The organism is Pseudomonadales bacterium (assembly GCA_041395665.1).
GTDB lineage: Bacteria > Pseudomonadota > Gammaproteobacteria > Pseudomonadales > UBA7239 > UBA7239.
Map to the genome: position 1 here is coordinate 1 of JAWLAB010000001.1, position 22248 is coordinate 22248.

At 48.9% G+C, this 22248-nt stretch carries 30 protein-coding genes, 1 tRNA gene and 1 pseudogene; 16 read left to right on the plus strand and 16 right to left on the minus strand.

Translation table 11 applies throughout. The features are described from left to right. The 8 genes and pseudogenes from rpsG to R3E63_00040 all read right to left on the minus strand — a co-directional run. A partial coding sequence (gene rpsG, locus R3E63_00005) for a 30S ribosomal protein S7 (GenBank protein ID MEZ5538358.1) occupies positions 1-407 on the minus strand: 407 nt, incomplete at its 3' end. A gap of 79 nt (positions 408-486) precedes the next feature. Further along, a complete protein-coding gene (gene rpsL / locus R3E63_00010; protein MEZ5538359.1) occupies positions 487-858 on the minus strand; it encodes a 30S ribosomal protein S12 in 372 nt (123 codons plus the stop codon). 141 nt (positions 859-999) lie between these two features. After that, the gene (locus R3E63_00015; GenBank protein MEZ5538360.1) at positions 1000-1932 is read right to left on the minus strand and encodes a hypothetical protein; all 933 of its coding nucleotides are present in this window, start codon (positions 1930-1932) and stop codon (positions 1000-1002) included. Next, a pseudogene (locus R3E63_00020) lies at positions 1820-2095 on the minus strand (hypothetical protein). Before R3E63_00020 ends, R3E63_00015 begins: the two are co-directional and overlap by 113 nt. Next, on the minus strand, positions 2095-2406 hold the full coding sequence (locus R3E63_00025; protein ID MEZ5538361.1) for a signal recognition particle receptor subunit alpha: 312 nt from the start codon (positions 2404-2406) through the stop codon (positions 2095-2097). The pseudogene R3E63_00020 and the gene R3E63_00025 overlap by 1 nt, the downstream one beginning before the upstream one ends. 32 nt (positions 2407-2438) lie before the next feature. Continuing rightward, positions 2439-3314, minus strand: a complete 876-nt coding sequence (locus tag R3E63_00030; GenBank protein ID MEZ5538362.1) for a lysophospholipid acyltransferase family protein — start codon at positions 3312-3314, stop codon at positions 2439-2441. A gap of 17 nt (positions 3315-3331) precedes the next feature. Then, positions 3332-3787, minus strand: coding sequence for an NfeD family protein (locus R3E63_00035; GenBank protein MEZ5538363.1), 456 nt, complete (start codon positions 3785-3787; stop codon positions 3332-3334). A gap of 2 nt (positions 3788-3789) precedes the next feature. After that, positions 3790-4746, minus strand: a complete 957-nt coding sequence (locus tag R3E63_00040; protein MEZ5538364.1) for an SPFH domain-containing protein — start codon at positions 4744-4746, stop codon at positions 3790-3792. A gap of 191 nt (positions 4747-4937) precedes the next feature. Between R3E63_00040 and rpsP the strand changes: the two genes are divergently transcribed. The 9 genes from rpsP (at position 4938) to R3E63_00085 (ending at position 10160) form a co-directional block, all read left to right on the plus strand. Continuing rightward, positions 4938-5180, plus strand: coding sequence for a 30S ribosomal protein S16 (rpsP, locus tag R3E63_00045; GenBank protein MEZ5538365.1), 243 nt, complete (start codon positions 4938-4940; stop codon positions 5178-5180). An 11-nt stretch (positions 5181-5191) separates the two neighbouring features. Beyond that, the gene (gene rimM / locus R3E63_00050; protein MEZ5538366.1) at positions 5192-5737 is read left to right on the plus strand and encodes a ribosome maturation factor RimM; all 546 of its coding nucleotides are present in this window, start codon (positions 5192-5194) and stop codon (positions 5735-5737) included. A gap of 15 nt (positions 5738-5752) precedes the next feature. Continuing rightward, positions 5753-6484 carry a tRNA (guanosine(37)-N1)-methyltransferase TrmD gene (gene trmD, locus R3E63_00055; GenBank protein ID MEZ5538367.1) on the plus strand — a complete coding sequence of 244 codons (732 nt, stop codon included), beginning with the start codon at positions 5753-5755 and terminating at the stop codon, positions 6482-6484. Between the two features lie 25 nt (positions 6485-6509). Next, positions 6510-6863, plus strand: a complete 354-nt coding sequence (rplS, locus tag R3E63_00060) for a 50S ribosomal protein L19 (protein ID MEZ5538368.1) — start codon at positions 6510-6512, stop codon at positions 6861-6863. Positions 6864-6927: 64 nt separating this feature from the next. Next, entirely contained in the window at positions 6928-7827 is a 900-nt protein-coding gene (gene xerD / locus R3E63_00065; protein ID MEZ5538369.1) for a site-specific tyrosine recombinase XerD, read from the plus strand. Between the two features lie 71 nt (positions 7828-7898). Continuing rightward, positions 7899-8645, plus strand: a complete 747-nt coding sequence (locus R3E63_00070) for a DsbC family protein (GenBank protein ID MEZ5538370.1) — start codon at positions 7899-7901, stop codon at positions 8643-8645. Positions 8646-8672: 27 nt separating this feature from the next. Further along, positions 8673-9725, plus strand: a complete 1053-nt coding sequence (gene mutY, locus R3E63_00075) for an A/G-specific adenine glycosylase (protein ID MEZ5538371.1) — start codon at positions 8673-8675, stop codon at positions 9723-9725. A gap of 31 nt (positions 9726-9756) precedes the next feature. Further along, the gene (locus R3E63_00080; protein ID MEZ5538372.1) at positions 9757-10029 is read left to right on the plus strand and encodes an oxidative damage protection protein; all 273 of its coding nucleotides are present in this window, start codon (positions 9757-9759) and stop codon (positions 10027-10029) included. Positions 10030-10084: 55 nt separating this feature from the next. Further along, positions 10085-10160 (plus strand) — tRNA-Phe (locus R3E63_00085). Positions 10161-10211: 51 nt separating this feature from the next. Here the strand turns inward: R3E63_00085 and R3E63_00090 are convergent. Continuing rightward, complete coding sequence (locus R3E63_00090; protein ID MEZ5538373.1) at positions 10212-11033, minus strand: nickel/cobalt efflux transporter; 822 nt, start codon at positions 11031-11033, stop codon at positions 10212-10214. Between the two features lie 8 nt (positions 11034-11041). After that, positions 11042-11311, minus strand: a complete 270-nt coding sequence (locus R3E63_00095; GenBank protein MEZ5538374.1) for a metal-sensing transcriptional repressor — start codon at positions 11309-11311, stop codon at positions 11042-11044. A 195-nt stretch (positions 11312-11506) separates the two neighbouring features. On the opposite strand from R3E63_00095, the gene R3E63_00100 reads away from it, so the two are divergent. From R3E63_00100 to R3E63_00110, 3 genes are all read left to right on the plus strand, one after another. Continuing rightward, complete coding sequence (locus R3E63_00100; GenBank protein ID MEZ5538375.1) at positions 11507-11845, plus strand: hypothetical protein; 339 nt, start codon at positions 11507-11509, stop codon at positions 11843-11845. A 2-nt stretch (positions 11846-11847) separates the two neighbouring features. Then, complete coding sequence (locus R3E63_00105; protein ID MEZ5538376.1) at positions 11848-12210, plus strand: DUF2231 domain-containing protein; 363 nt, start codon at positions 11848-11850, stop codon at positions 12208-12210. Positions 12211-12282: 72 nt separating this feature from the next. Beyond that, a complete protein-coding gene (locus R3E63_00110) occupies positions 12283-13014 on the plus strand; it encodes an RNA polymerase sigma factor (GenBank protein MEZ5538377.1) in 732 nt (243 codons plus the stop codon). On the opposite strand, the gene R3E63_00115 is transcribed toward R3E63_00110, so the two are convergent. Continuing rightward, a complete protein-coding gene (locus R3E63_00115; protein MEZ5538378.1) occupies positions 13015-13653 on the minus strand; it encodes a glutathione S-transferase family protein in 639 nt (212 codons plus the stop codon). A gap of 117 nt (positions 13654-13770) precedes the next feature. Here R3E63_00115 and R3E63_00120 point away from each other — a divergent pair, with 117 nt between their 5' ends. Both R3E63_00120 and R3E63_00125 read left to right on the plus strand, forming a co-directional pair. After that, on the plus strand, positions 13771-14961 hold the full coding sequence (locus R3E63_00120; protein ID MEZ5538379.1) for an NnrS family protein: 1191 nt from the start codon (positions 13771-13773) through the stop codon (positions 14959-14961). 14 nt (positions 14962-14975) lie between these two features. After that, positions 14976-15419 (plus strand): hypothetical protein, encoded by a 444-nt coding sequence (locus tag R3E63_00125; GenBank protein MEZ5538380.1) that lies wholly within the window; start codon positions 14976-14978, stop codon positions 15417-15419. A 6-nt stretch (positions 15420-15425) separates the two neighbouring features. On the opposite strand, the gene R3E63_00130 is transcribed toward R3E63_00125, so the two are convergent. Together R3E63_00130 and R3E63_00135 are read right to left on the minus strand one after the other, a co-directional pair. Continuing rightward, positions 15426-15998, minus strand: a complete 573-nt coding sequence (locus R3E63_00130; protein ID MEZ5538381.1) for a cytochrome b — start codon at positions 15996-15998, stop codon at positions 15426-15428. A 30-nt stretch (positions 15999-16028) separates the two neighbouring features. Continuing rightward, a complete protein-coding gene (locus R3E63_00135; GenBank protein MEZ5538382.1) occupies positions 16029-17228 on the minus strand; it encodes an MFS transporter in 1200 nt (399 codons plus the stop codon). Between the two features lie 208 nt (positions 17229-17436). Here R3E63_00135 and R3E63_00140 point away from each other — a divergent pair, with 208 nt between their 5' ends. Both R3E63_00140 and argF read left to right on the plus strand, forming a co-directional pair. Beyond that, positions 17437-18606, plus strand: a complete 1170-nt coding sequence (locus tag R3E63_00140) for an aspartate aminotransferase family protein (GenBank protein ID MEZ5538383.1) — start codon at positions 17437-17439, stop codon at positions 18604-18606. Positions 18607-18618: 12 nt separating this feature from the next. Further along, positions 18619-19533, plus strand: a complete 915-nt coding sequence (gene argF, locus R3E63_00145) for an ornithine carbamoyltransferase (protein MEZ5538384.1) — start codon at positions 18619-18621, stop codon at positions 19531-19533. Positions 19534-19558: 25 nt separating this feature from the next. On the opposite strand, the gene R3E63_00150 is transcribed toward argF, so the two are convergent. Genes R3E63_00150 through argJ form a run of 3 tightly spaced genes read right to left on the minus strand, consistent with a single transcriptional unit; the run spans position 19559 to position 22246 of the window. Continuing rightward, positions 19559-20068, minus strand: a complete 510-nt coding sequence (locus R3E63_00150; GenBank protein MEZ5538385.1) for a nuclear transport factor 2 family protein — start codon at positions 20066-20068, stop codon at positions 19559-19561. Positions 20069-20071: 3 nt separating this feature from the next. Further along, complete coding sequence (locus tag R3E63_00155) at positions 20072-21013, minus strand: Nudix family hydrolase (protein ID MEZ5538386.1); 942 nt, start codon at positions 21011-21013, stop codon at positions 20072-20074. An 18-nt stretch (positions 21014-21031) separates the two neighbouring features. Beyond that, on the minus strand, positions 21032-22246 hold the full coding sequence (argJ, locus tag R3E63_00160) for a bifunctional glutamate N-acetyltransferase/amino-acid acetyltransferase ArgJ (GenBank protein ID MEZ5538387.1): 1215 nt from the start codon (positions 22244-22246) through the stop codon (positions 21032-21034). Positions 22247-22248: the final 2 nt, after the last annotated feature.

Below are 22248 nucleotides of genomic sequence, written 5' to 3' on the forward strand. Positions count from 1 at the left end.
TTCACCGCCGCGCCTTTGCCTTGAGAAGCGTCCATCATTTCACCTGCTAAACGCTGACGCATAGACTTCTCACCGCGTTTGCGTGAATACTCCACCATCCAGCGCATAGCCAAAGCATTGCGACGAGAAGGACGAACTTCAACAGGGACTTGATAAGTAGCACCACCAACGCGGCGTGCTTTTACTTCCACCATAGGAGCAATGTTCTCCATGGCCAGCTCGAATACTTCAATCGGCTCTTTGCCGAGCTTTTCTCTGACGATATCTAAAGCGCCATAAACAATTCTTTCAGCGACAGATTTTTTGCCGCTTTCCATGACATGGTTGACGAATTTAGCGAGCAGGATATTTCCGAACTTTGGATCTGGCAGCACTTCACGCTTGGCCGCCACTCTTCTTCTTGGCATGATTTTCTTCCTCTGGTTTCAGGGTATCTGGGACGATTAAACGCGCCCAGCCTTACTGTTGTAATACGGTGCGTCGCGATTATTTAGGACGCTTTGCACCATACTTCGAACGACGCTGCTTACGGTCTTTAACGCCTGAAGTATCCAAGCTACCGCGAACAGTGTGGTAACGCACACCTGGCAAGTCTTTTACACGACCGCCACGAATCAATACGACGCTGTGCTCTTGCAAGTTGTGGCCTTCACCACCGATGTAAGACGACACTTCGTAGCCGTTGGTCAATCTGACACGGCACACTTTCCGCAGAGCCGAGTTAGGCTTCTTAGGCGTAGTGGTGTAAACACGCGTGCAGACGCCGCGACGCTGTGGGCACTGCTGTAAAGCAGGGACGTCACTCTTGGCAGCTTTACGCTGTCTTGGCTGGCGCACCAACTGATTAATTGTTGCCATCGAAAAAACACTCCGCGATGCGATCTAAAAAACAAACGATACCTAAATAGCACGGTGCAACGAGACACCTAGCCGATGAAGGCTAAAAAGAGGCGGGCATGATATAGAAGCCCCCCAACAGCGTCAACAATCCTTTTACTGTTAACGGAACCCGCCCGGCAGCTTCAAACCACCACCCAAAGGGCCGCCTGCGCCACCGCCCAATCCTGCAGGCATCTGCCCAGAAATACCGCGCATCATATTGGCTAAGCCTTTGCCGCCTTTCAGCTTTTTCATCATTTTAGCCATCTGCTTGTGCTGCTTGAGCAAACGGTTCAAATCCTGCAACTCCGTGCCAGAGCCCTGCGTAATACGGCGCTTGCGCGAACCATTCAACATATCAGGATTGCGACGCTCAGCGGGTGTCATGGAATTAATCACCGCCTCCATGCGCTTGAATTGCTTCGTGGTTTCATCTTGCTGCGCGATTTGCGCCATCTGACCCATGCCGGGCAGCTTATCCAGCAAGCCCGCCATACCACCCATATTTTGCATTTGTTGCAATTGATCACGCAGATCTTCCAAATCAAACCGTTGACCTTTTTGTACTTTGAGCGCCAGTTTTTCTGCTTTTTTGTGGTCAATTTTTTGCTGCGCTTCCTCAATTAAGGAAAGCACATCGCCCATACCGAGGATGCGCGAAGCAATACGATCAGGATAAAAAGGCTCTAACGCATCGGTTTTTTCACCAACACCGATGAACTTCACAGGCTTACCTGTCACTTGCCTAACAGAAAGCGCCGCGCCGCCACGCGCATCGCCATCCATTTTGGTCAACACCACGCCGGTCAATGGCAGCGCAGCATTAAATGCACTCGCTGTATTTACAGCATCCTGACCAATCATTGCGTCAATCACGAACAGCGTTTCAACGGGATTCAACGCAGCGTGCAATGCTTTGATTTCATCCATCAAAGCATCGTCAACATGCAAACGACCTGCGGTATCGACGATCAACACATCCGCCAATTGTCGTTTTGCCGCCTCCACAGCTGCCTCTTGCAATTCCCAGTGGTTTTTGTGTTTCGCCCTCAAAGAAGCGCACACCCACTTCACTGGCCAGTGTTTCTAATTGTTTGATTGCCGCAGGTCGATAAACATCGACACTCACTACCATGACATTTTTTTCTGTCGACTTTTAGTGCTTCGCCAGCTTGGCAACGCTGGTGGTTTTACCAGCACCCTGCAAACCTGCCATCAAAATAATAGCGGGGGTTTTACGGCGAGGTTGAGCTCTTCATTGGCAGAACCCATCACCGCAATTAATTCATCTTGTACGATTTTGACGAACTGCTGCCCCGGGCTGAGGCTGCGACTGACCTCTTGCCCAATCGCGCGTTTTCTTACCGCCTCGACAAAATCTTTGGCAACGGTTAAAGCAACATCCGCTTCCAACAATGCTTTGCGCACTTCACGCAGCGCGTCTTGAATATTGTCATCGGTTAAACGCGATTTGCCACTGATGTTGCGCAGCGTGCCAGACAAACGATCGGTTAAATTTTCAAACATAAAAAATCTCTCGTACAAAATTCAAAAATAACTTATTGACCAACAGAAAACTCTGGGCAATCTTTCTTTTCGTAACGCCAGCGATGATGTGACCACATCCAGCACTCAGGTTGCTGACGAATATGCGCCTCAACGGCATCCATGTAACACTGCGATATTTGCCCATCCCCTTCATACGGCGGCTGAGCTAATGGCTTGATGTGACAGCGATATTTCCCACGCGACACTTTTTCTGTCGCCACATAATACAAAGGGTAATTGGTCATTTTAGCGATGCGCTCAGGCCCAATTACCACCGGCGTATCCACACCCATAAATGTGGTCCAGTATTTGTTATCGCGGCGACGCGGATTTTGATCACCCAAAATGCCAAAAGCACGCGTTTCTCGGCGCAATTTCAAAATGATTTTTGCCGCTTTATCAGCAGGAATCATGTGCGAACGAAAACGCGTTCTCATCGCCATAAAAAATTTATCCGCTGCAGGATTGTGTAATGGCCGATAAAGTGCATCTAAGGCATACGGTGATGCAGTTGCCACTGCCGCCAACATCCACTCCCAATTGCCTTGATGCGCCGACAGTAAAATCACTGACTGCTTTTTATCCATCACCGCCTTGACTTCATCGAGCCCAACAATCTCAAAGCGCCGCAACAACTCCTCTGGCTTCATTCGGCTCAACATAATGATTTCAACAATCACATCGGCCAAATAACGATAAAACTGATGCTCAATTTGCTTTCTTTCTATCTTGCTTTTCTCAGGAAAAGCTTTTGCCAAATTTTTCTTGATAGCTTTATGCCGATAGCGAACAAAGCGCTCTAAAACAACCGCTAAAATATCCGAAAAAAAATACAGCACACAGGCGGGCAAAAAGGCAAGGCATCTTGCAAACAATACAGGCAACATACAGCAGCTATTACAACTTAGGATTCAGCAACTTTTTCAACAAATAGCAAATGATCGGACTGCAAAGAGCGCACCTTCACTCGCGCACCTACCGGCATATCTTCATCAGCAGCAACGCTCCAAACGCCGTCATCTACTTTGGCGCGCCCTCGCCCATGTTCTATTGCTTCAACCAATACCAACACGCGCCCAACATACTGCTCCGCACGCTTGTTCAGTAAAGGCTCATCGTTAGCTTTGGGGTGGCGCCGCTGATACTGCCACCAACCATACGCATTCAAAACACTCACTACCGAAAAAACCGACAATTGCGTACTGAGCGTTAAACTCGGAAACAAAAAAACAACACCACCAGTGATACCCGCCGCCATACCTATCCACAGCAGATATCCACCAGCTCCAGCCATTTCCACAATCAACAATCCCAGCCCCAGTGCAAACCAGAGCCAGTGATCTAAAAGGTCGCTCAACACTGTTATCCAATCCTCGTCGGCGCTTCTGCAACGACTTTTGCAGCTTGCTGCTCGCCAGCCACTTTCACCAATTCACCAATGCCGCCTACAGCGCCAATAATCTGTGACGCCTCCAAAGGCATCAACACCACTTTGCTATTGTTGGCAGAAGCGATCTTGCCCAAGGCTTCAACATATTTTTGCGCCACAAAGTAGTTGACGGCTTGAATGTCGCCTTTGGCGATAGCCTGCGACACCATGTGTGTAGCTTTCGCTTCCGCCTCGGCTTCACGCTCACGCGCTTCTGCCTGCAAAAAGGCAGCCTGACGATCACCTTCAGCTTTCAGAATCTGCGCCTGCTTTAAGCCATCGGCTTCAAGGATTTCCGCCTGTTTGCGCCCTTCTGCCTCCAAGATTGCTGCTCGTTTTTCACGCTCTGCTTTCATTTGATTGGCCATGGCATCCACCAAATCGCGTGGCGGCGTGATGTCTTTAATCTCGATGCGCGTCACCTTGAGCCCCCAAGGGTTGGTCGCTTGATCCACAATACGGAGTAAGCGCTCATTAATCTCATCACGCTTGGAAAGCATCTCATCCAACTCCAAAGCACCCAATACCGTACGGATATTGGTCATGGTTAAATTGCGTACGGCATTCTGTAAATCTGCCACTTCATAGGAAGCTTGCGCGGCATTGATAACCTGATAAAAGCAGATGGCGTCAATCCGCACCATGGCGTTATCCGCACTGATAACTTCTTGCGGTGGAATATCTAACACCTGCTCCATCACACTCACTTGTTGGCCAATTCTGTCTATAAAAGGAATAATGAAATTGAGCCCTGGATTGAGTGTCTGCGTGTAGCGGCCAAAGCGCTCCACCGTCCATTGAAAGCCTTGCGGCACAAACCGCACGCCCTGTTTGACCAGATATAACGCAAATCCACCGAGCAGCCACGGTACCAATTGGGCGAATGACATATATTTCTCCTTGTTTTAGTGGGGCGAGATACTACCACTTTCTATCTGCGATTGACCGACAGAAGACTGCTTCAAGGTATTCCATAGCACAGCCATCTAACATACAATGCCCGCCCCTTGGCACCCTTGGGCGGCTGGCGCATCCGTCAATCACTCAAAGCCACAGTCAATGTAGAGCAGGAACAAGCAACATGGTAACGATTCGTCTGTCACGCGGCGGCGCAAAAAAACGCCCCTTTTATCATCTGACAGTAACCGACTCACGCAATTCGCGTGACGGCAGCTTTATTGAGCATGTGGGTTTCTTCAACCCCGTTGCTAGAGGTCAAGAAGAACGCGTGCGCGTTGATCGCGAGCGCGTTGCTTTCTGGGTGAGCAAAGGCGCACAACTGTCTGAGCGCGTAACTGCTTTACTGAAAGAAAAATCTGCTTAATTTTTTAGAAATTGACAGCAAACAATAAAACCATCGTAGGGAAAGTCACATCACCCTACGGTGTAAAAGGCTGGGTCAAAATTCATTCGTTTACCGACCCTGCTGAAAATATTTTTCAGTTTGATCAATGGTCGCTGGAACATGATGCCGCAACAAATACACGCCTCGTCACTGTTGAAGAATACAAACAGCACGGCAAAGGATTTGTTGCTCGCTTAAAAGATATTAAAGATCGCACAGCGGCAGAGATGATTTGCCAACGAGCGATTGCGGTAGAACAAGGTGAATTACCTAAGCTATCCGAAGGTGAATACTACTGGCAGCAGCTGATTGGTTTACGCGTTATTTGCAACGCTGCTGACAGTAAAAAATCTATTTTGCTCGGAGAAATTTCCGACATGATGGAAACTGGCGCAAATGATGTGATGGTTGTATCACCTTGTGCCGGTAGCGTAGATCAGCGAGAACGCTTGCTGCCCTATGTAAATGAAGTGTGTGTATTGCAAGTCGATCTCGATAACCAGCAAATGCTAGTCGATTGGGATCCAGATTTTTAGAGTGAGGATTTACTCGTGAAGCTGGGTGTAGTGACGCTGTTTCCAGACATGTTCACTGCAGTCACTGAGTACGGCATCAGCGGCAGAGCATTTGAGCAACAGCTACTGTCACTGCAATGTTGGAATCCGCGCAGTTTTACAACAGATGTACACCAAACGGTGGATAGCAGGCCTTACGGCGGCGGCCCCGGTATGGTGATGATGCTTGAACCTTTGTGTGCTGCGCTGCGTACTGCGCGCACTGCATTACCTCAAGCGAAAGTGGTTTACCTGTCACCGCAGGGCAAGCGGTTGAATCAGAGCGCTGTTGAAGCATTTGCAGCGCAACCAGAACTGATTCTGCTCTGCGGGCGATACGAAGGCGTTGACGAAAGATTGTTGGCGCTGGAAGTGGATGAAGAATGGTCGATAGGCGACTATGTTTTATCCGGCGGTGAGTTGCCAGCGATGGTATTCATCGACGCAATAACAAGAATGCTGCCCAATGCTTTAGGGCATGCCGAATCGGCAAAGCAGGATTCTTTCAGTTCGGGTTTGTTGGATTTTCCCCAATACGCTCGCCCTGAAGTGTTTGAAGGCGTGTCCGTACCCAATATTTTATTGAGCGGGCATCACGAAAAAATTCGCCGCTGGCGTTTGCAACAAGCTTTGCATCGCACGCGAGAAAGAAGACCAGAATTATTGCAACACCGAACACTAAGCAAAGAAGAACTTGAACTACTCAACACACCCATCACTACATTTTGATTGACGGTTTTACTGGAGAACAAACATGAGCAACAGCACACTCATTGCACAAATCGAAGCGGAACAAGCCACGCGCGAACTGACTGCTTTCTCACAAGGCGATACCGTTGTCGTCAATGTCAAAGTAAAAGAAGGCAACCGTGAGCGTTTGCAGGCGTTTGAAGGTGTTGTGATTGCCAAACGCAGCCGCGGTCTACACTCTGCGTTTACCGTGCGCAAAATTTCACACGGCGTGGGCGTGGAAAGAACTTTCCAATCACACAGCCCATTGATCGCCAGCGTAGAACTGAAACGCCGTGGTGCAGTGCGTCAAGCGAAGCTCTACTACTTGCGTGAGTTGAGCGGTAAAGCAGCGCGCATCAAAGAAAGACTGAACTAAGTTTTCGTTTTTTTGAAATGATGATAAAAGGCGACTTCGGTCGCCTTTTTATTTTCTGCTGACAATGAACTCATCACCCCCACCGCCAATTATCCAAACTTATTTGGATGGCGTGTGGCTGGAAAAAGGTTTGAGCAAACACACGCTGGCAGCCTACCACAGCGATCTCGCGCTGTTTGCCTCTTGGCTGCAATCCAAAAATACCGCGCTCACTGCTGTATCAACAGTGGATTTGCAGTCCTACCTCGCACACTTGCTGGCAACGGGCACAGCAGCGCGTTCTGTCGCGCGTTTTCTTTCTTGCGTGCGCGGTTTTTATCGTTTTTTATTGCGTGAAAAATTGATCGACAAAGATCCGACGCTCGATATTCAAAGCCCTAAGCTCGGCCGCCCTCTGCCAAAATTCATTACAGAAAGTGAAGTGGATGCGCTGCTCAACGCCCCCACCATTACCGATCCCATCGGGCTGCGCGATAAAGCGATGTTGGAAGTGTTGTACGCCTGCGGCTTGCGCATTTCTGAACTAACAGGGCTGACAGTCGGTTCATTCAATTTGCGCCAAGGTGTCGTTCGCGTTACCGGTAAAGGCAACAAAGAGCGACTCATTCCAATTGGTGAGGAAGCAACGCATTGGCTGGAGCGCTATATGCGCGAGGCAAGACCTGTGCTGCTCGACAATCAACCGTCCGAGGTGCTGTTCCCCAGTAACCGCGCACAAGCAATGACGCGGCAAACTTTTTGGCATCGCATCAAACACTACGCAAAAGTGGCTGATATTCGCACGGCACTGTCCCCTCACACGCTGCGCCACGCCTTTGCCACGCATTTACTCAACCACGGTGCCGATCTGCGCGTGGTACAACTGCTACTCGGACACAGTGACTTGTCCACCACACAAATCTATACTCACATCGCAAGAGCGCGTATGCAGGAACTACACGCCAAACACCATCCGCGTGGTTGATATGCCTGCGGAACTAACGGCGCGCACCTTTGCCCAAACCAACATCATTACAAACAATCTCTAGGTGAAACATGAAAAAAATTTTGGCCTCTCTCATCGCCTCTACCGCACTGGTTTCGTTGGCGCATGCCAGCGCTCCCGTACCAGCAGAGCAAGCCAATGTACTGCGCGCCGCTGTGCAAAAAGCGCGCCCTGGAATTTCTATTGGTGAGATGCGCACTTCTTCCATTCCTGGATTATTTGAAGTGGATTTAGGCGGCAAAGATACGGTTTATATGTCGGCAGACGGTAAATACCTTATCACTGGCACCATGTATCGCGTTGAAAACAAAAAATTTGTGAATGTTGCCGATGAGCGCATGCAACCTATGCGCGTGCAGAAATTAGCTGCAATTAAAAAAGAAGATATGGTTGTTTTTTCTCCACAAGGGAAAGCTAAATCTTATTTCACCGTTTTTACCGATATTGATTGTGGCTTTTGCAGAAAACTGCACAAAGAAGTGCCAAAATTAAACGCAATGGGTATTGAAGTACGCTACTTGGCCTATCCACGCACTGGTGTTCCTTCCCCTTCTGCCGACAAACTTGCCACGGTTTGGTGTGCCAAAAATCGCCAAGAAGCGCTGACACAAATGAAAAATGGCGCATCACTCCCAACACAAACTTGTGCCAACAATCCAATCGCTGCGCAATACCAACTGGGCAATGATTTAGGCATTAGTGGTACGCCAGCGCTCTTTACTCCATCCGGTGAATTGCTGCCCGGCTACATGCCAGCAGAAGAGCTCGCTGAAACTCTGGGTGTCGCTAAAAACTAATTAGCTGTAAAAAATCTATATTCAACGATGGCGAGCACCTTTCAATTTTCGAAAGCTGTGCTCGCTTGGTTTAATAAATCTGGTCGCAAACATCTCCCTTGGCAACAAGACATCACAGCTTATCGCGTGTGGTTGTCTGAAATCATGTTGCAGCAGACGCAAGTCAATACCGTCATTCCCTACTTCGAAAAATTTGTCGCGAAATTTCCTGATATTCACGCGCTTGCCGCCGCGAAACAGGATGATGTTTTAGCCTTGTGGACAGGCTTGGGCTACTACTCTCGCGCACGCAATTTGCATCGCACAGCACAAATACTCAACAACGACTATCACGGTATTTTTCCTGATGATGTTGAAACACTGAGTTCACTCCCTGGCATTGGTCGATCAACTGCCGCTGCCATTATTTCTATTGCCTACCAAAAACGCGCAGCTATTTTGGATGGCAATGTCAAACGCGTACTAGCACGCTTTCACGCAATTGATGGCTGGCCAAGTGAAACTGCTGTCGCAAAAAAATTATGGCAGCACGCCGAAGAACACACACCTAAAAATCGCTGTGGCGATTACACGCAGGCAATGATGGATTTAGGCGCAACCGTTTGTACACGCACAAAACCGCGCTGCGCACATTGCCCCTTACAAAAGCAATGTATTGCCTACAAAGAAGATGCAGTTGCGCTCTATCCAGGAAAAAAAATAAAAAAAACATTACCTATCAAAAGCGTCAACATGCTGATGATTCGCAATAAAAAAGGTGAGGTATTGCTACAGCAACGCGCACCAACCGGTTTGTGGGGCTGGCTGTGGTGCTTACCTGAAAGCGCATCACTAAAAAATGCCGAAAGCATGTGTCAAACACTGTGCGGGCAAGAACCGAGTACAACAAAAATCTGGTCGAGCTGGCGACACAGCTTTAGTCATTTTCATCTCGATATCACGCCGATATTGTTAAATGTGAACACAAAGTCATCTTCGGTTACTGAAGAAAATTTACGCTGGTTACACCCGAGCCAAGTTGAAACATTAGGCGTACCCGCTCCTACTGCACGCCTACTCGCACAACTAGCGGCGTGTTAAAATCTCACACGAATTGACAAGGGTGATCGCTGTGTCTCGGACTGTTTTTTGCTGCAAATATCAAAAGGAAATGGAAGGTTTGGATAAACCGCCCTTCCCTGGCCCTAAAGGCTTGGCATTGTTTGAGTCTGTCTCTAAACAAGCGTGGCAAGAGTGGATTGCCCATCAAACCATGCTCATCAACGAAAAGAAATTGAACATGATGGACATGACCGCGCGTACTTATTTAGCCGAGCAGCGCGATTTGTTTTTCAGCGGCGATACCTTCGATCAAGCCGAAGGCTATACCCCGCCTTCCGCCTAATGCGTTTTTGCCTTGACCTCTTAGCACTCAGCGAGTTTAATACGCGTCCTTTCACGGCCAGATAGCTCAGTCGGTAGAGCAAGGGATTGAAAATCCCTGTGTCCACAGTTCGATTCTGTGTCTGGCCACCATCTTGCAAACGCCCAGCCTCCCGCTGGGCGTTTTTGTTTCTGCAGATGTTTTTACCCCAGCATTCCCAACCCATGCAGACCGCTGTAGCCCATGTACGCGCCGACGATCAGTATCAAAATTCCTGAAAAATAAGGCGCTTTCTGTGCGAAGCTACCAAAGCCGTTCCAGCGACTGGAAACATGTTTCACACTCAAAGCTGCTAAAACGCCGGATGCCGTTAAGGTAAGCGCGAGGCCCACGCTAAAACACAGTACCAACACCGCACCGAGTGCAATTTTTTTCAGGTGCAGGCACAGCAGCAGAACCGTAATGGAGGCGGGGCAAGGCAACAAACCTCCCGTTAAGCCAAACAGGATGATTTGACCCGTGGTGACTTGGCGATTGGCGAAGCGGTGACGAATATCGTTGGCGTGCATGAGTTCATGGGGATCTTTGCAGTTTGCCACCATCGACTCAAAGGCATCCGGCGCTTTTTCTGCGTGCTTATGCGCATGGCCGTGACAAGAACTCCCCGCATCGCCTTTGCTAGTCGATTGAAACTTGCGCGTGCGCCAAATCATCCACACCGCCAACACCATAATCACCACAGCGGAAGCTACTTGAAAATAAGGCTCCGTGGTTTCTGCGTTCCAATTTTGACCGAAATACAGCCCAGCCATTGCCACCAACCACACCACCGCTGTGTGCGAAATCGTTGCCGACAAACCCAACAACAATGCCTGCGCCAGCGTACCGCGCACAGCAATAATGAAAGCCGCCATCATGGTTTTGGAATGCCCGGGCTCCAAACCGTGCAATGCACCGAGCGCGATGGCTGTAGGAACGAAAAACCACGCATTACCCTGCTGTAATAAAGTCGAAAACTCTGTCATAGCAACCTCTACAAATACTTGGTGATGGCTTTGAACTCACGCACGGTCTCTGTGGCATTTTGCGTGCCTTCCCGCACGGCTTGCTCCAAGCAATGGTCAATGTGGTCATGTACCAGTACGCGTTTGGCGTTGCCAATCGCACTTTGTACGGCCTGCATTTGTTGGGCGATATCCAAGCAGGGGCGATCTTGCTCCAGCATCACGATGATGCTTCGAAGATGCCCTTCCGCCCGCTTCAAACGCTTGATGATGTCTGGATGCTCTGTGTGTGCACTCATCAGCTCTGCCTCCTTATCCTATCCTGTAGGGTAGGATATTAAAGCATTGTCGATGCCGGCCACAAGGAGCGCGAAAAAATACTGGGAACGCAAAACAGCGAGGCGGCATCTAATGAGTAGATGCTGTTGGTTTTATTGCAACCTCAACAACATCGCCGTGTTTTGTTTTATTGTTTTTAGAAAAAGGAGATTGTCATGTTGACTTATGCTTTGCTGGTTTTTGCTGTCGCCGCTGTAGGCGGTTTGATTTTAGCAGCGCATGTTTTGCGCGATCGTTTTGCACCTTGGGCGCTGTCACTGCTTCATGCACTACTCGGCGCAACGGGATTGATTTTATTGATTGCTGTTCTGTTACAAGGTGCTGCACCTCAACGCGTTTTAGCGGCATTTGCGTTATTTCTTGTCGCTGCGTTAGGCGGTTTTTTTCTGGCTTCTTTCCACTTGCGAAAAAAATTACCTCCTAAAGCGATTGTGATCGTACACGCAGGGCTGGCTGTTACCGGTTTTCTTACACTACTCAGTGTTGTGGTGTAGTGATGCGCCATCCACTGCACCCTGCACTCGTCCACTTTCCCATCGCGTGTTGGTCACTGGCTGTTGGTGCGGATTTTGCCAGCCTATGGATAGGAGAACAGGTGTGTCAGTGGTGTAGCGGTTTATTAGCATTAGGATGCGCAATGTCACTCGTTGCAGCCACTGCTGGCTTGGTTGAATTAGCGCGCATACCTGATGGTGATGCTTTGCGTGATACTTATTGGCATATGAGCGTCATGCTTATCGCGTTAACACTGTTTAGCTTGCGTTTATTTTTACGGCTTGATCAATTGCATCCGTTAGCACCGAACACTTTATCTCTGCTATTGGATACAGCAGGGTTTACCGCGTTAGCTATTGGATGATGGCTCGGTGTTAAATTGGTTTATGGTTACGGCATTGGGCAACAGTGATGCTGCCCATCTAAGGAGTGCGTTATGTCATCGGCTCATCAATCCATCACTGCCATAAAAAAAGATACTTCTGACGAGGTATTGGTTTCTTTGGCAATAAAAGGCAGTGAGGTTGCATTTGAATATTTAATGCGTCGCTATAACCAACGCTTATTTCGTATTGCACGCAGCATCTTAAAAAATGATGCCGATGCCGAAGACGCTGTACAAAATAGCTATATTCACGCTTGGCGTTCACTCGATAGTTTTCAATTTCATGCGCAATTATCCACATGGTTAGCGCGCATTGTTGTCAATGAGTCACTGGGGCGCATACGAAAGAGTGCGAAAGCACAAATCATTTCTCTTGATGCAAAACAGGATAGTCAGCTAGACACAAAAGCCTTGGATGACAGCTATCAATTAGCCATTGATACCGAACGGCAACCCGAGCACTTAGCCATGAGAACAGAGCTACGAAAAATTATTGAGGCCTATATCGACACACTGCCAGACAGTTTTCGTACGGTATTTGTGATGCGCGCGCTTGAAGAAATGAGTGTTGAAGAAGTTGCTCACGCGCTTGATATTCCAGAATCAACCGTCAAAACGCGATTCTTTAGAGCGCGCAGTCTGCTGCGCGAAAAAATAGCGACAAAAATTGATCTAACCATGGAAGATGCTTTTTCATTTGCTGGTGATCGCTGTGACCGTATTGTTACCCACACACTCTCTCGCGCTCGCAATGAAGGGTTTATAAAACAAACCGATGGCTAATCACGCGCCAGAGGAAAGCAATTTTCTACTCTGCTCAGCCGATGCGCGGGAGGCAACTCGATCAAACCACGGCGTGATTTTTTTTAGCTTTCGATCAAAAGCTTGATTAACACCAACGCCAAAATCCAACCACACATACAACCAAATATCGGCTACGCTAAATCGTTCACCACATAAATAAGGCGCATCGCCCATCATGTTATCCAACCAAGCCAAACGATCTTGCGCGACTCGCTTCAAACCATCAGCAGATTCCGGCACAACAGGAATGCGTGATTCAAAACGCGGTAAACCTTCCGCGTAGTGATACGCGTTATGTATAAACTCTGTAATGTTGAGCTCAACACGCCGCCACCATTGTCGCGTTTCTGCGCGCTGTGCAGGCGTTGCACCAATCAACACCGGTGTTGGAAACTTTTCTTCCAGATATTCAGCAATTGCTACAGATTCTGTTAACACACTGCCATCATCAGAACGCAAAGCAGGTGTTTGCCCTGCAGGATTGATCGCTAAATAGTCTGCCTGACGATTTTCGCCCACCATCACATCAATCGTCACTGCAGGAATTTGTAACTGCTTTTCCAAGAGAAACATTCGTAAGCAACGCGGCGCTGGGCTGTGTGCATCGTAAATCAACATAAAATCTCTCCTAGAAAATGTAAAACCTGCGTCATTTTGCTGAGATGAATTTCTGATTTTTTCTCTCGTAGAAGCCTAGAATACACCTGTTACATAGCGCAAATGTGTGGAGGTTTTATGCAGGTGATCGACAAACGCAAAGCCATGGCGATTCCTCCCTTTTTTCGTCTCGGTTTTCGCCCGTTTTTCTTGCTGAGCGCATTGCTCGCGTTAATCGCTATTCCACTGTGGATAGGCGCATTTTTGGGTGGCTGGGCTTTCCCTACTCCAACAGGTGGCTGGTTGGCGTGGCATCGTCATGAAATGGTGTTTGGTTTTGCTGGCGGTGTGATTGCTGGCTTTTTGCTGACTGCCGTACAAACTTGGACGGGGCAGCCGAGTTTGTCGGGTAAGCCGCTCGCGGTGTTGGTGGTGTTGTGGCTGCTTGCGCGTTTCAGCTGGTGGCTGCCGTCTGCCATCCCGCTATTGCTATTGAATGTGCTGTTTTTACTCGCAGTCGCCGTCGCGATGGCACGGATGCTGTGGGCGGTGAAGCAAAATCGCAATTACCCTATCGCCGTGGTGTTGCTGCTACTCACCGTCGCTGATGCGCTCACGCTCTGCGGTGTAGTGCAAAGTAACGATGCATGGCAACGCCAAGGCAGCTTGGCGGCGGTGTGGTTAGTGACGGCGATGATTACGCTGATCGGCGGGCGCGTAATTCCTTTTTTCACTTTTCGCGGCTTAGGTAAAACAGAGCAAGTTTCTGCGTGGGCATGGCTGGATTGGTCGCTGCTGATTGGCACGGTACTAGCTGCAGCAACCACCGCAATCGGTTGGCTGATGCAGGGCGCGCACGCTGCCAGTGGTGCGCTGTTTTTATTGCTCGGTATTGGGCACAGCATCCGCATTGCGCGCTGGTTTGATGCCGGTTTACTGCGCGTGCCGCTGTTGTGGTCTTTGTACTTGGCTTACGCGTGGCTGATTGTCGCTTGCTTCGGCTTGGCGCTGTGGGCGTTTGGCTTTGGCGTGCCAGAAGGGCAAGCGCTGCACGCGCTCACGGTTGGCGCAATAGGTGGTTTGATTTTAGCGATGATGGCGCGCGTGTCTCTCGGCCATACCGGTCGCGCACTCGAGCTACCGAAAGGTTTTTTTATTGCTTTTGTGTTGTTGAATGTCGCCACATTACTGCGCGTTATAGGCCCCTCTTTTGTTTATACCACCGCAATGTGGCTCGCCGCCCTTGCTTGGAGCTTGGCATTTGTGCAGTTTGCTTGGGTGTATGGTCCCATGCTGTGCAAAACACGCGTTGACGGTCACCCTGGCTAAAAGGCGATAACACAATGACTTATATGTGGTTACAACTGATTCACCTCACTGCCGCTGCCTTTTTTATTGGCGGTGTTTTTTTTGAAGTGATGATTATCAGCCGCGCGGCGCGTCAACTGCCACCCGATGCGCGACAACAATTTGGCAAAGCTTTTGGTGATCGAGCCAAGCGCATCATGCCGTGGGTCATTTTGGTGCTATTTGCTACAGGCTTAACCATGGCAGGGCATTATTACCGTGGCGTGTTAGCGCAGCCGCTCAGCAGTAATTTTGGTACGCTGCTGGCACTCAAAATTATTCTAGCATTCAGTGTATTAGGCCATTTTTTGACCGTTATGATTCTGATGCGACGCAATCGCCTAACATCAAAAATATCTCATTGGATACACCGCAGCGTACTGTTGCATATGTTTGGCATTTTGTTTCTTGCCAAAGCAATGTTTGTGCTGCATTGGTAACAATTATCACTGCAAGCGATTTCGACAACGCTCTGGCAACATCCTCAGCAAAGTATCATCGCGCATAAAGTGATGATGAAAAACGGCCGCAGCAGCATGCAGGCCAATCAAGTAATAACCTAAAACACCGATTGTTTCGTGTATTTCTTTCAGTGTGTGCGCCAAGTCTTTATTAGGTGCTAACAACGCCGGCAGATGAAAACCAAAAAATGGAATTGGTTTCTCCGCGGCGCTCAACACCAACCACCCCAACAGCGGCATCACCAATAAGAAAGCATACAGTGCAAGATGCACTAACTTAGCCAACTTTAATTGCCAAACAGGGGGAGCCGGAGTAATTGGTGGCGCCGTTAAAAGTAAGCGTGAAATTAACCGCACTGCAGTCACACCTAAAACGGTTAATCCCAACATAAAGTGCCACATCTTTAGTGCTTCACGCGGCTCACTACCTTTGGGGTAAATCTCCCGCAACTCAATACATGCGTAGACAGCAATCACAAGCAACAGCGTTAACCAATGCAAACTCATGGACAGTGTGTGATAGCGATTACCATTGAAATGACTGTTATTTTTGACCATCTCATTTTCTCCGTATCAAATCTCAGCACCCTATCTTTTATTTTTCATGCCCGGCAATAAAAAAGCAACCACGCCGAGCAGTGGCAGAAACGCACAAAAGCGGTACACTGTCTCAATGCTGTAGTGATCGGCCAATGCGCCGAGTGCGGCCGCTGCGATACCTGCAATACCAAACGCCAAACCAAAAAACAGACCAGAAATAGTGCCTGTTTTCCCCGGCATCAATTCCTGCCCATAAACTACAATAGCTGGGAATGCAGAAGAAATAATCAGTCCAATAATAAACACCAAAACTAGCGTTGTAGTTAAGCCCACAAAAGGCAATGCTAAAGTAAACGGCGCCGTACCGAGAATCGAACCGAAAATAATGCGCTGCCTGCCGATACGATCACCAATAGGCCCACCAATGATGGTTCCTATTGCAGCACCCAACAAAAAGATAAACAAACAATACTGCGCACTTTGAATACTTAAACCAAAATGATCCATCAAATAAAAAGTGAAATAACTGTTCAAGCTCGACATATAAACAAACTTTGAAAACATCAATATCAACAAAATAATCAACGCTTTTTTAATTTGTTGATTGCTAAGGTTCACTTCACGATGACCGAGGCTAGTACGGCCGCGCACGCCAGAAAGATTCACGGCATACCAACGACTGACGCGATAGAGAATCAACATCCCCACCAAAGCTGCTAATGCTACCCACGCCACACTGGGCTGCCCCATCGGCACAATGAATGCGGCCGCTAGCAATGGACCAATCGCTGTCCCCACATTACCGCCCACTTGGAAAATAGACTGTGCCAAACCGTGTTGCCCAGCAGACGCCATGCGCGCCACGCGAGAGGATTCTGGATGGAATACGGATGAGCCCATGCCAATCAAGACAGCAGCCACCAAAACACAAGGGTAATTCCAAGCTTGAGACAGCAGCAGTAAACCGCACAGCGTAAAACCCATCCCCATCGGCAGCGAATACGGCAGCGGCCTCTTGTCCGTAAAGCGCCCCACAATTGGCTGCAGCAGTGACGCAGAGAACTGAAAAGCAACGGTAATAAAACCTACCTGAGCGAAAGACAGCTGGAAATTCCCCTGTAAAACGGGGTAAAGCGCCAACAGGACGGACTGCATCATGTCATTGATGAAATGTGTCACGCTGATGGCGCCCAGAATGCCAAAAGACACTCGGCTTTTTGTCGGCTGAACAGCCGCTGAGGTCGTCATAAAAATCACAAAATAGAAGAAAGGCGCAGCAATTATAGGCTTTCACGAGTTTAACCGCGTCAGAACAAGCCGAAAGACGCGCCTCAAGTTGTCAGGCTTTCCCCTTCGTTATAGGATTACGCCCTGTTTGGTACACGGGCAGCGCGAGCTGCCTGTTTTCGTTTTAGCACACTGCTTTTTACGCAGTTTTGAAGTTGATGGTGGCACCATGTCCAATGCATTGATGAATACTTATGGCACTCGCGCGCTGACTTTTGTGCGCGGCGAAGGTAGCTGGCTGATCGCCGATGACGGCAAGCGCTACCTCGATGCCATCAGCGGTATCGCAGTCTGCGGTTTGGGTCACGCACACGCAGGTGTTGCTGCAGCGATGGCGCAACAAGCAGCAACACTGGTGCACACCTCCAATTTGTACAACATCCCCCAGCAACAGAAGCTGGGCAAACAGTTGTGCGAGCTCGCCGGCATGGACAAAGTATTTTTTGGCAACTCTGGCGCTGAAGCGAACGAGTGTGCCATCAAAATTGCGCGCTTTTACGGCCACAAAAAAGGTGTAGAAAATCCAGTGATCGTGGTGATGGAAAGCGCTTTCCACGGTCGGACGCTCGCCACACTCACCGCCACCGGCAATCGCAAAGTACAAGCTGGCTTTGAACCGCTGGTGCAGGGTTTTGTGCGCGCACCTTATGGCGATGTGGAAGCGGTAAAAACCATTGCCGCGAACAACCCGAATGTGGTCGCTGTGCTGGCGGAACCTGTGCAAGGCGAAGGTGGCGTAAACATTCCTGCATCAGATTATTTGAATCAACTGCGCGCCGTGTGCGATGCGCACCAGTGGCTGTTGATGCTGGACGAAGTACAAACTGGCAACGGTCGTACTGGCAAATATTTTGCGTATCAACACAACGGCATCCTGCCCGATGTAGTAACTACCGCTAAAGGTTTAGGCAACGGTTTTCCAATTGGCGCGTGTTTAGCACGCGGCGAAGCGGCGGAGTTATTTCAGCCTGGCAATCACGGCTCGACTTTCGGCGGCAGCGCATTGGCTTGTGCCACGGCGCAAGCGGTTGTCGATACATTGCTTACTGAAAAATTAGTAGAACGCGCCGCTAGTTTTGGCAAAAAATTACTGGCTGATTTACAAACTACGCTGGCGAATTGCTCACAAGTCGTCACCGTGCGCGGTTTTGGTTTGATGTTGGGCATCGAACTAAAACAAGACGCGCCCGATTTGGTCGCACGCGCCGCAGAGAAAGGTATACTCATCAATGTCACTGCAGGCAAAGTGATTCGCTTACTGCCTACGCTAGTGATGACTGACGAAGAAGCTGCGCTCTTGGTTAACACGCTGCACGATTTGTTGCGCGATCCTGCCTAAGAGTATTTCTGCATGACGACACGCCATTTTTTAACGCTGCTAGATTTTTCACCAGAAGAATTGCGCGCAGTGATAGCTCGCTCTATTGCAATGAAAGCGGAGCACGCCGCCGGCAACGATCCACAAATTTTTCGCAACAAAGTTTTGGGAATGATTTTTGAAAAATCATCCACACGCACGCGCGTTTCTTTTGAAGCGGGCATGGCGCAGCTCGGCGGTCACGCCATGTTTCTGTCGCCACGCGATACGCAACTCGGTCGCGGTGAGCCAGTGGAAGATTCTGCACGCGTATTGTCGCGCATGGTCGACATCATCATGATTCGTACTTTTGCACACGATATCGTGGAAAAGTTTGCGCAGTATTCGCGTGTGCCAGTAATCAACGCATTGACCGATAATTTCCACCCCTGCCAAGTGCTCGCCGATATTCAAACTTTCATTGAACATCGTGGCGACATCACAGGAAAAACTGTGGCGTGGATAGGCGATGGCAACAACATGTGCCAGACATGGATACAAGCGGCCGCACAATTTGGTTTCCAGTTACGCATCGCTTGCCCACCTGGTTTTGAACCCAACAATATTTTGTTACAACAACACGATCAGCATGTTGTGTTAGGGCATGACATTGAAGATGCCGTGCGCGACGCCGATCTTGTCACTACCGATGTTTGGGCATCCATGGGACAAGAAGATGAACAGCGCGAACGCGCACAGCGATTTCGCGGCTATCAAGTCAACCCTAAGTTAATGGATTTAGCCAAACCCAATGCGCTATTCATGCACTGCTTACCCGCACATCGCGGCGAAGAAGTGAGTGAAGATATGTTGGATGACGCGCGCTCTGTGGTGTGGGACGAAGCAGAAAATCGCTTGCATGTACAAAAAGCGCTGATGGTATTTCTGGTCGAAAACAGCAAAAAATAATTGCTGTTTTTTTCATTAGTTTTTCTCAGTCAAAATCACCAAGAAACCGATTTTTGTATTCCAACACGATGCTGTTATCGCGTTTAGTCGTTTCTTCATAAACACGACGATAACCAATTGCAGAAATTTTCCAACCATCAGCTGTTTTTCTATAACCGTCTTCGTAAAACGCAGTGCCCGCGATACAGAAATGCTTTGCAGCATCTCGACTCACGGTATTGATCACTGCATCCGTCAAATACCAAATGCCGCGCGCTTCGGTTAAATCAGCATTCAACGTAATTTCAGGATGATGCGCTTGGTGCTTGGTGACGATGCGTTTGTGACTGAGCGACTGCGACAAAAAACTCATTACTGCATCGCGTCCTTGATAACTGTGCTTACCATCGGAATAAGTGCTGACGACATCCGGCGTAAATAATGCGGCAACCACATCCCACTCTTTCAAATCCAAATGGCGCAGATACGCATACTTGAGTTGTTTGATGGCTTCTATCGCCAATAACTGTTCTAACGCTGCCTGTTGTGTAGACATCTGTCACTCCCACCACGCTGAAATACCCGCAACTCCCCACGCACCCGCCGCATTGGCTTGCGGCAAATGCTCATCACTCACTCCACCCAAAGCAAATACCGGCAGTGGGCAGGCAGAAACTAACTCTGTAAAACGCCGCCAGCCTAATGCAGATTGATCAGGATGACTGTGCGTAGGTAATACCGGCGAAAGTGTTATGTAATCTGCGCCGATAGCCACAGCGCGCTGAATTTCTTCCGTATTGTGACACGAAGCGCCCAATGATTTATCTGCAGCCAACAATACAGGGCGCTCGCCACATTGCATCAAGCGCTGGGAAGATAAATGCAAACCATCAGCAGAAGATAAAAAACATTCTGGTGCAGTGTTCAGCAACAATTTCGCATGATGAGCATGGCACATCACCGCCATCTGTTCAGCTAACGCAGAAAAATCTTGTTGTGATAAATGATGCGCGCGCAACATCACCAAACGGACACCCTGCTGCTCCAAAGCATTTTTGGTGCGTTGCAAACAATCTTCCGCATCCAAAAAATTACCGGTAATTAACAAGCGTTGCGATAACTGCAACGCAGTTACGATGGCGCGATTCGCTGCTGGGAACGCGTAATTGCGCAGAGTATCACGCGCAACCCACTGCACAACCTGCCCTTCACAGCCATGCGCAATACCTGAAAAATCAGTCACGCGCCAAACATCTAGTAACACTTGTTTGTCTGGATAATGAAAAGGAATTTTCAACATAGGTGTTGCGCTGTGGATATCCAATGCAACTTCTTCACGCAACTCGCGCTGCAAGGCTTGAAAAACTGTTTCATCCGCTTCGACTTTACCACCAGGAAATTCCCAGAAGCCACCTAGATGTAAATGATCAGGACGCCGCGCAATCAAAAACTCGCCATGACTGTTTTCAATCACGGCAACAGCAACATGAACAACTTTCATGGCGCGCAACTAAAAGGATTAAGTACGGTACTCGGCGTTGATCGTCACATACTCGTGTGAAAAATCGCAGGTCCACACAGTTTCACTCACTGTGCCGCGCTGCAATTCAACACGAATTACAATGTCTTCCGGCGCCATCGCCTGCACACCCTGTTCTTCTGTATAAGAAGCTGCGCGACCGCCATTGGCTACGATTTGAATTTCGTTGAGAAAAATATTAATGCGCGATGTATCTAAGTTTTCGATGCCGCTGCGACCAATCGCAGCCAAAATTCTGCCCCAATTGGGATCAGCAGCAAATAACGCCGTTTTCACTAGCGGCGATTCAGCAATAGCGTAGGCCGCACGCAAACACTCTTCGCTACTTGCGCCACCGTTAATCACCACAGAAACAAATTTCGTCGCGCCTTCACCATCGCGCACGATGGCTTGCGCTAGTGCAACAAAGACTTCTTCGATCGCATTGGCAAAAGTCTCCCACTCAGACGCACTGGGCGACAAGCTAACACCAGAGCAACCTGTTGCAGTCAACATACAGGCATCATTGGTTGATGTGTCGCCATCTATGGTGATGCGATTGAATGATTTATTGGCTACTTGTGTCAGCAAATCTTGCAAATCTTTTTGTGCAACTTCCGCATCAGTTGCGACAAAACCTAACATCGTTGCCATATTAGGTTTGATCATGCCTGCGCCTTTGCTAATGCCGGTAATTGATACCGCTTTGCCGTCTAGCGCAATTTTTTTCGACGCAATTTTTGGGCGTGTATCAGTGGTCATGATGCCTTCGGCAGCGCGCAACCAGTGATCCGCTGAGAGATTGTCTAGTGCAGGCGCAAACCCAGCTTCCAAGCGATCCATAGGCAACAATTCGCCGATCACGCCTGTAGAAAATGGCAAAACATACTCAGCCGTAACACCTGTTTGCTGCGCCAATGCATCACAACTGCGCAGCGCATCTCGCATTCCCTGCTCACCAGTACCTGCATTGGCACAACCAGTGTTGATTAACCAATAACGGCACGCGCTAGTTGATAAATGTTTCTTTGCCACATGCACCGGCGCAGCACAAAAAGCATTTTGGGTAAAAACGGCTGCCACACTGCTGCGTTCAGCCAATTCAAAAATGACGAGATCTTTACGGTTTTTTTTGCGAATACCCGCTTCTGCAACGCCAATTCGCACACCAGAAATAGGAAAAATTTCTGGAATTACACCGCTGCCCACTGCCATTT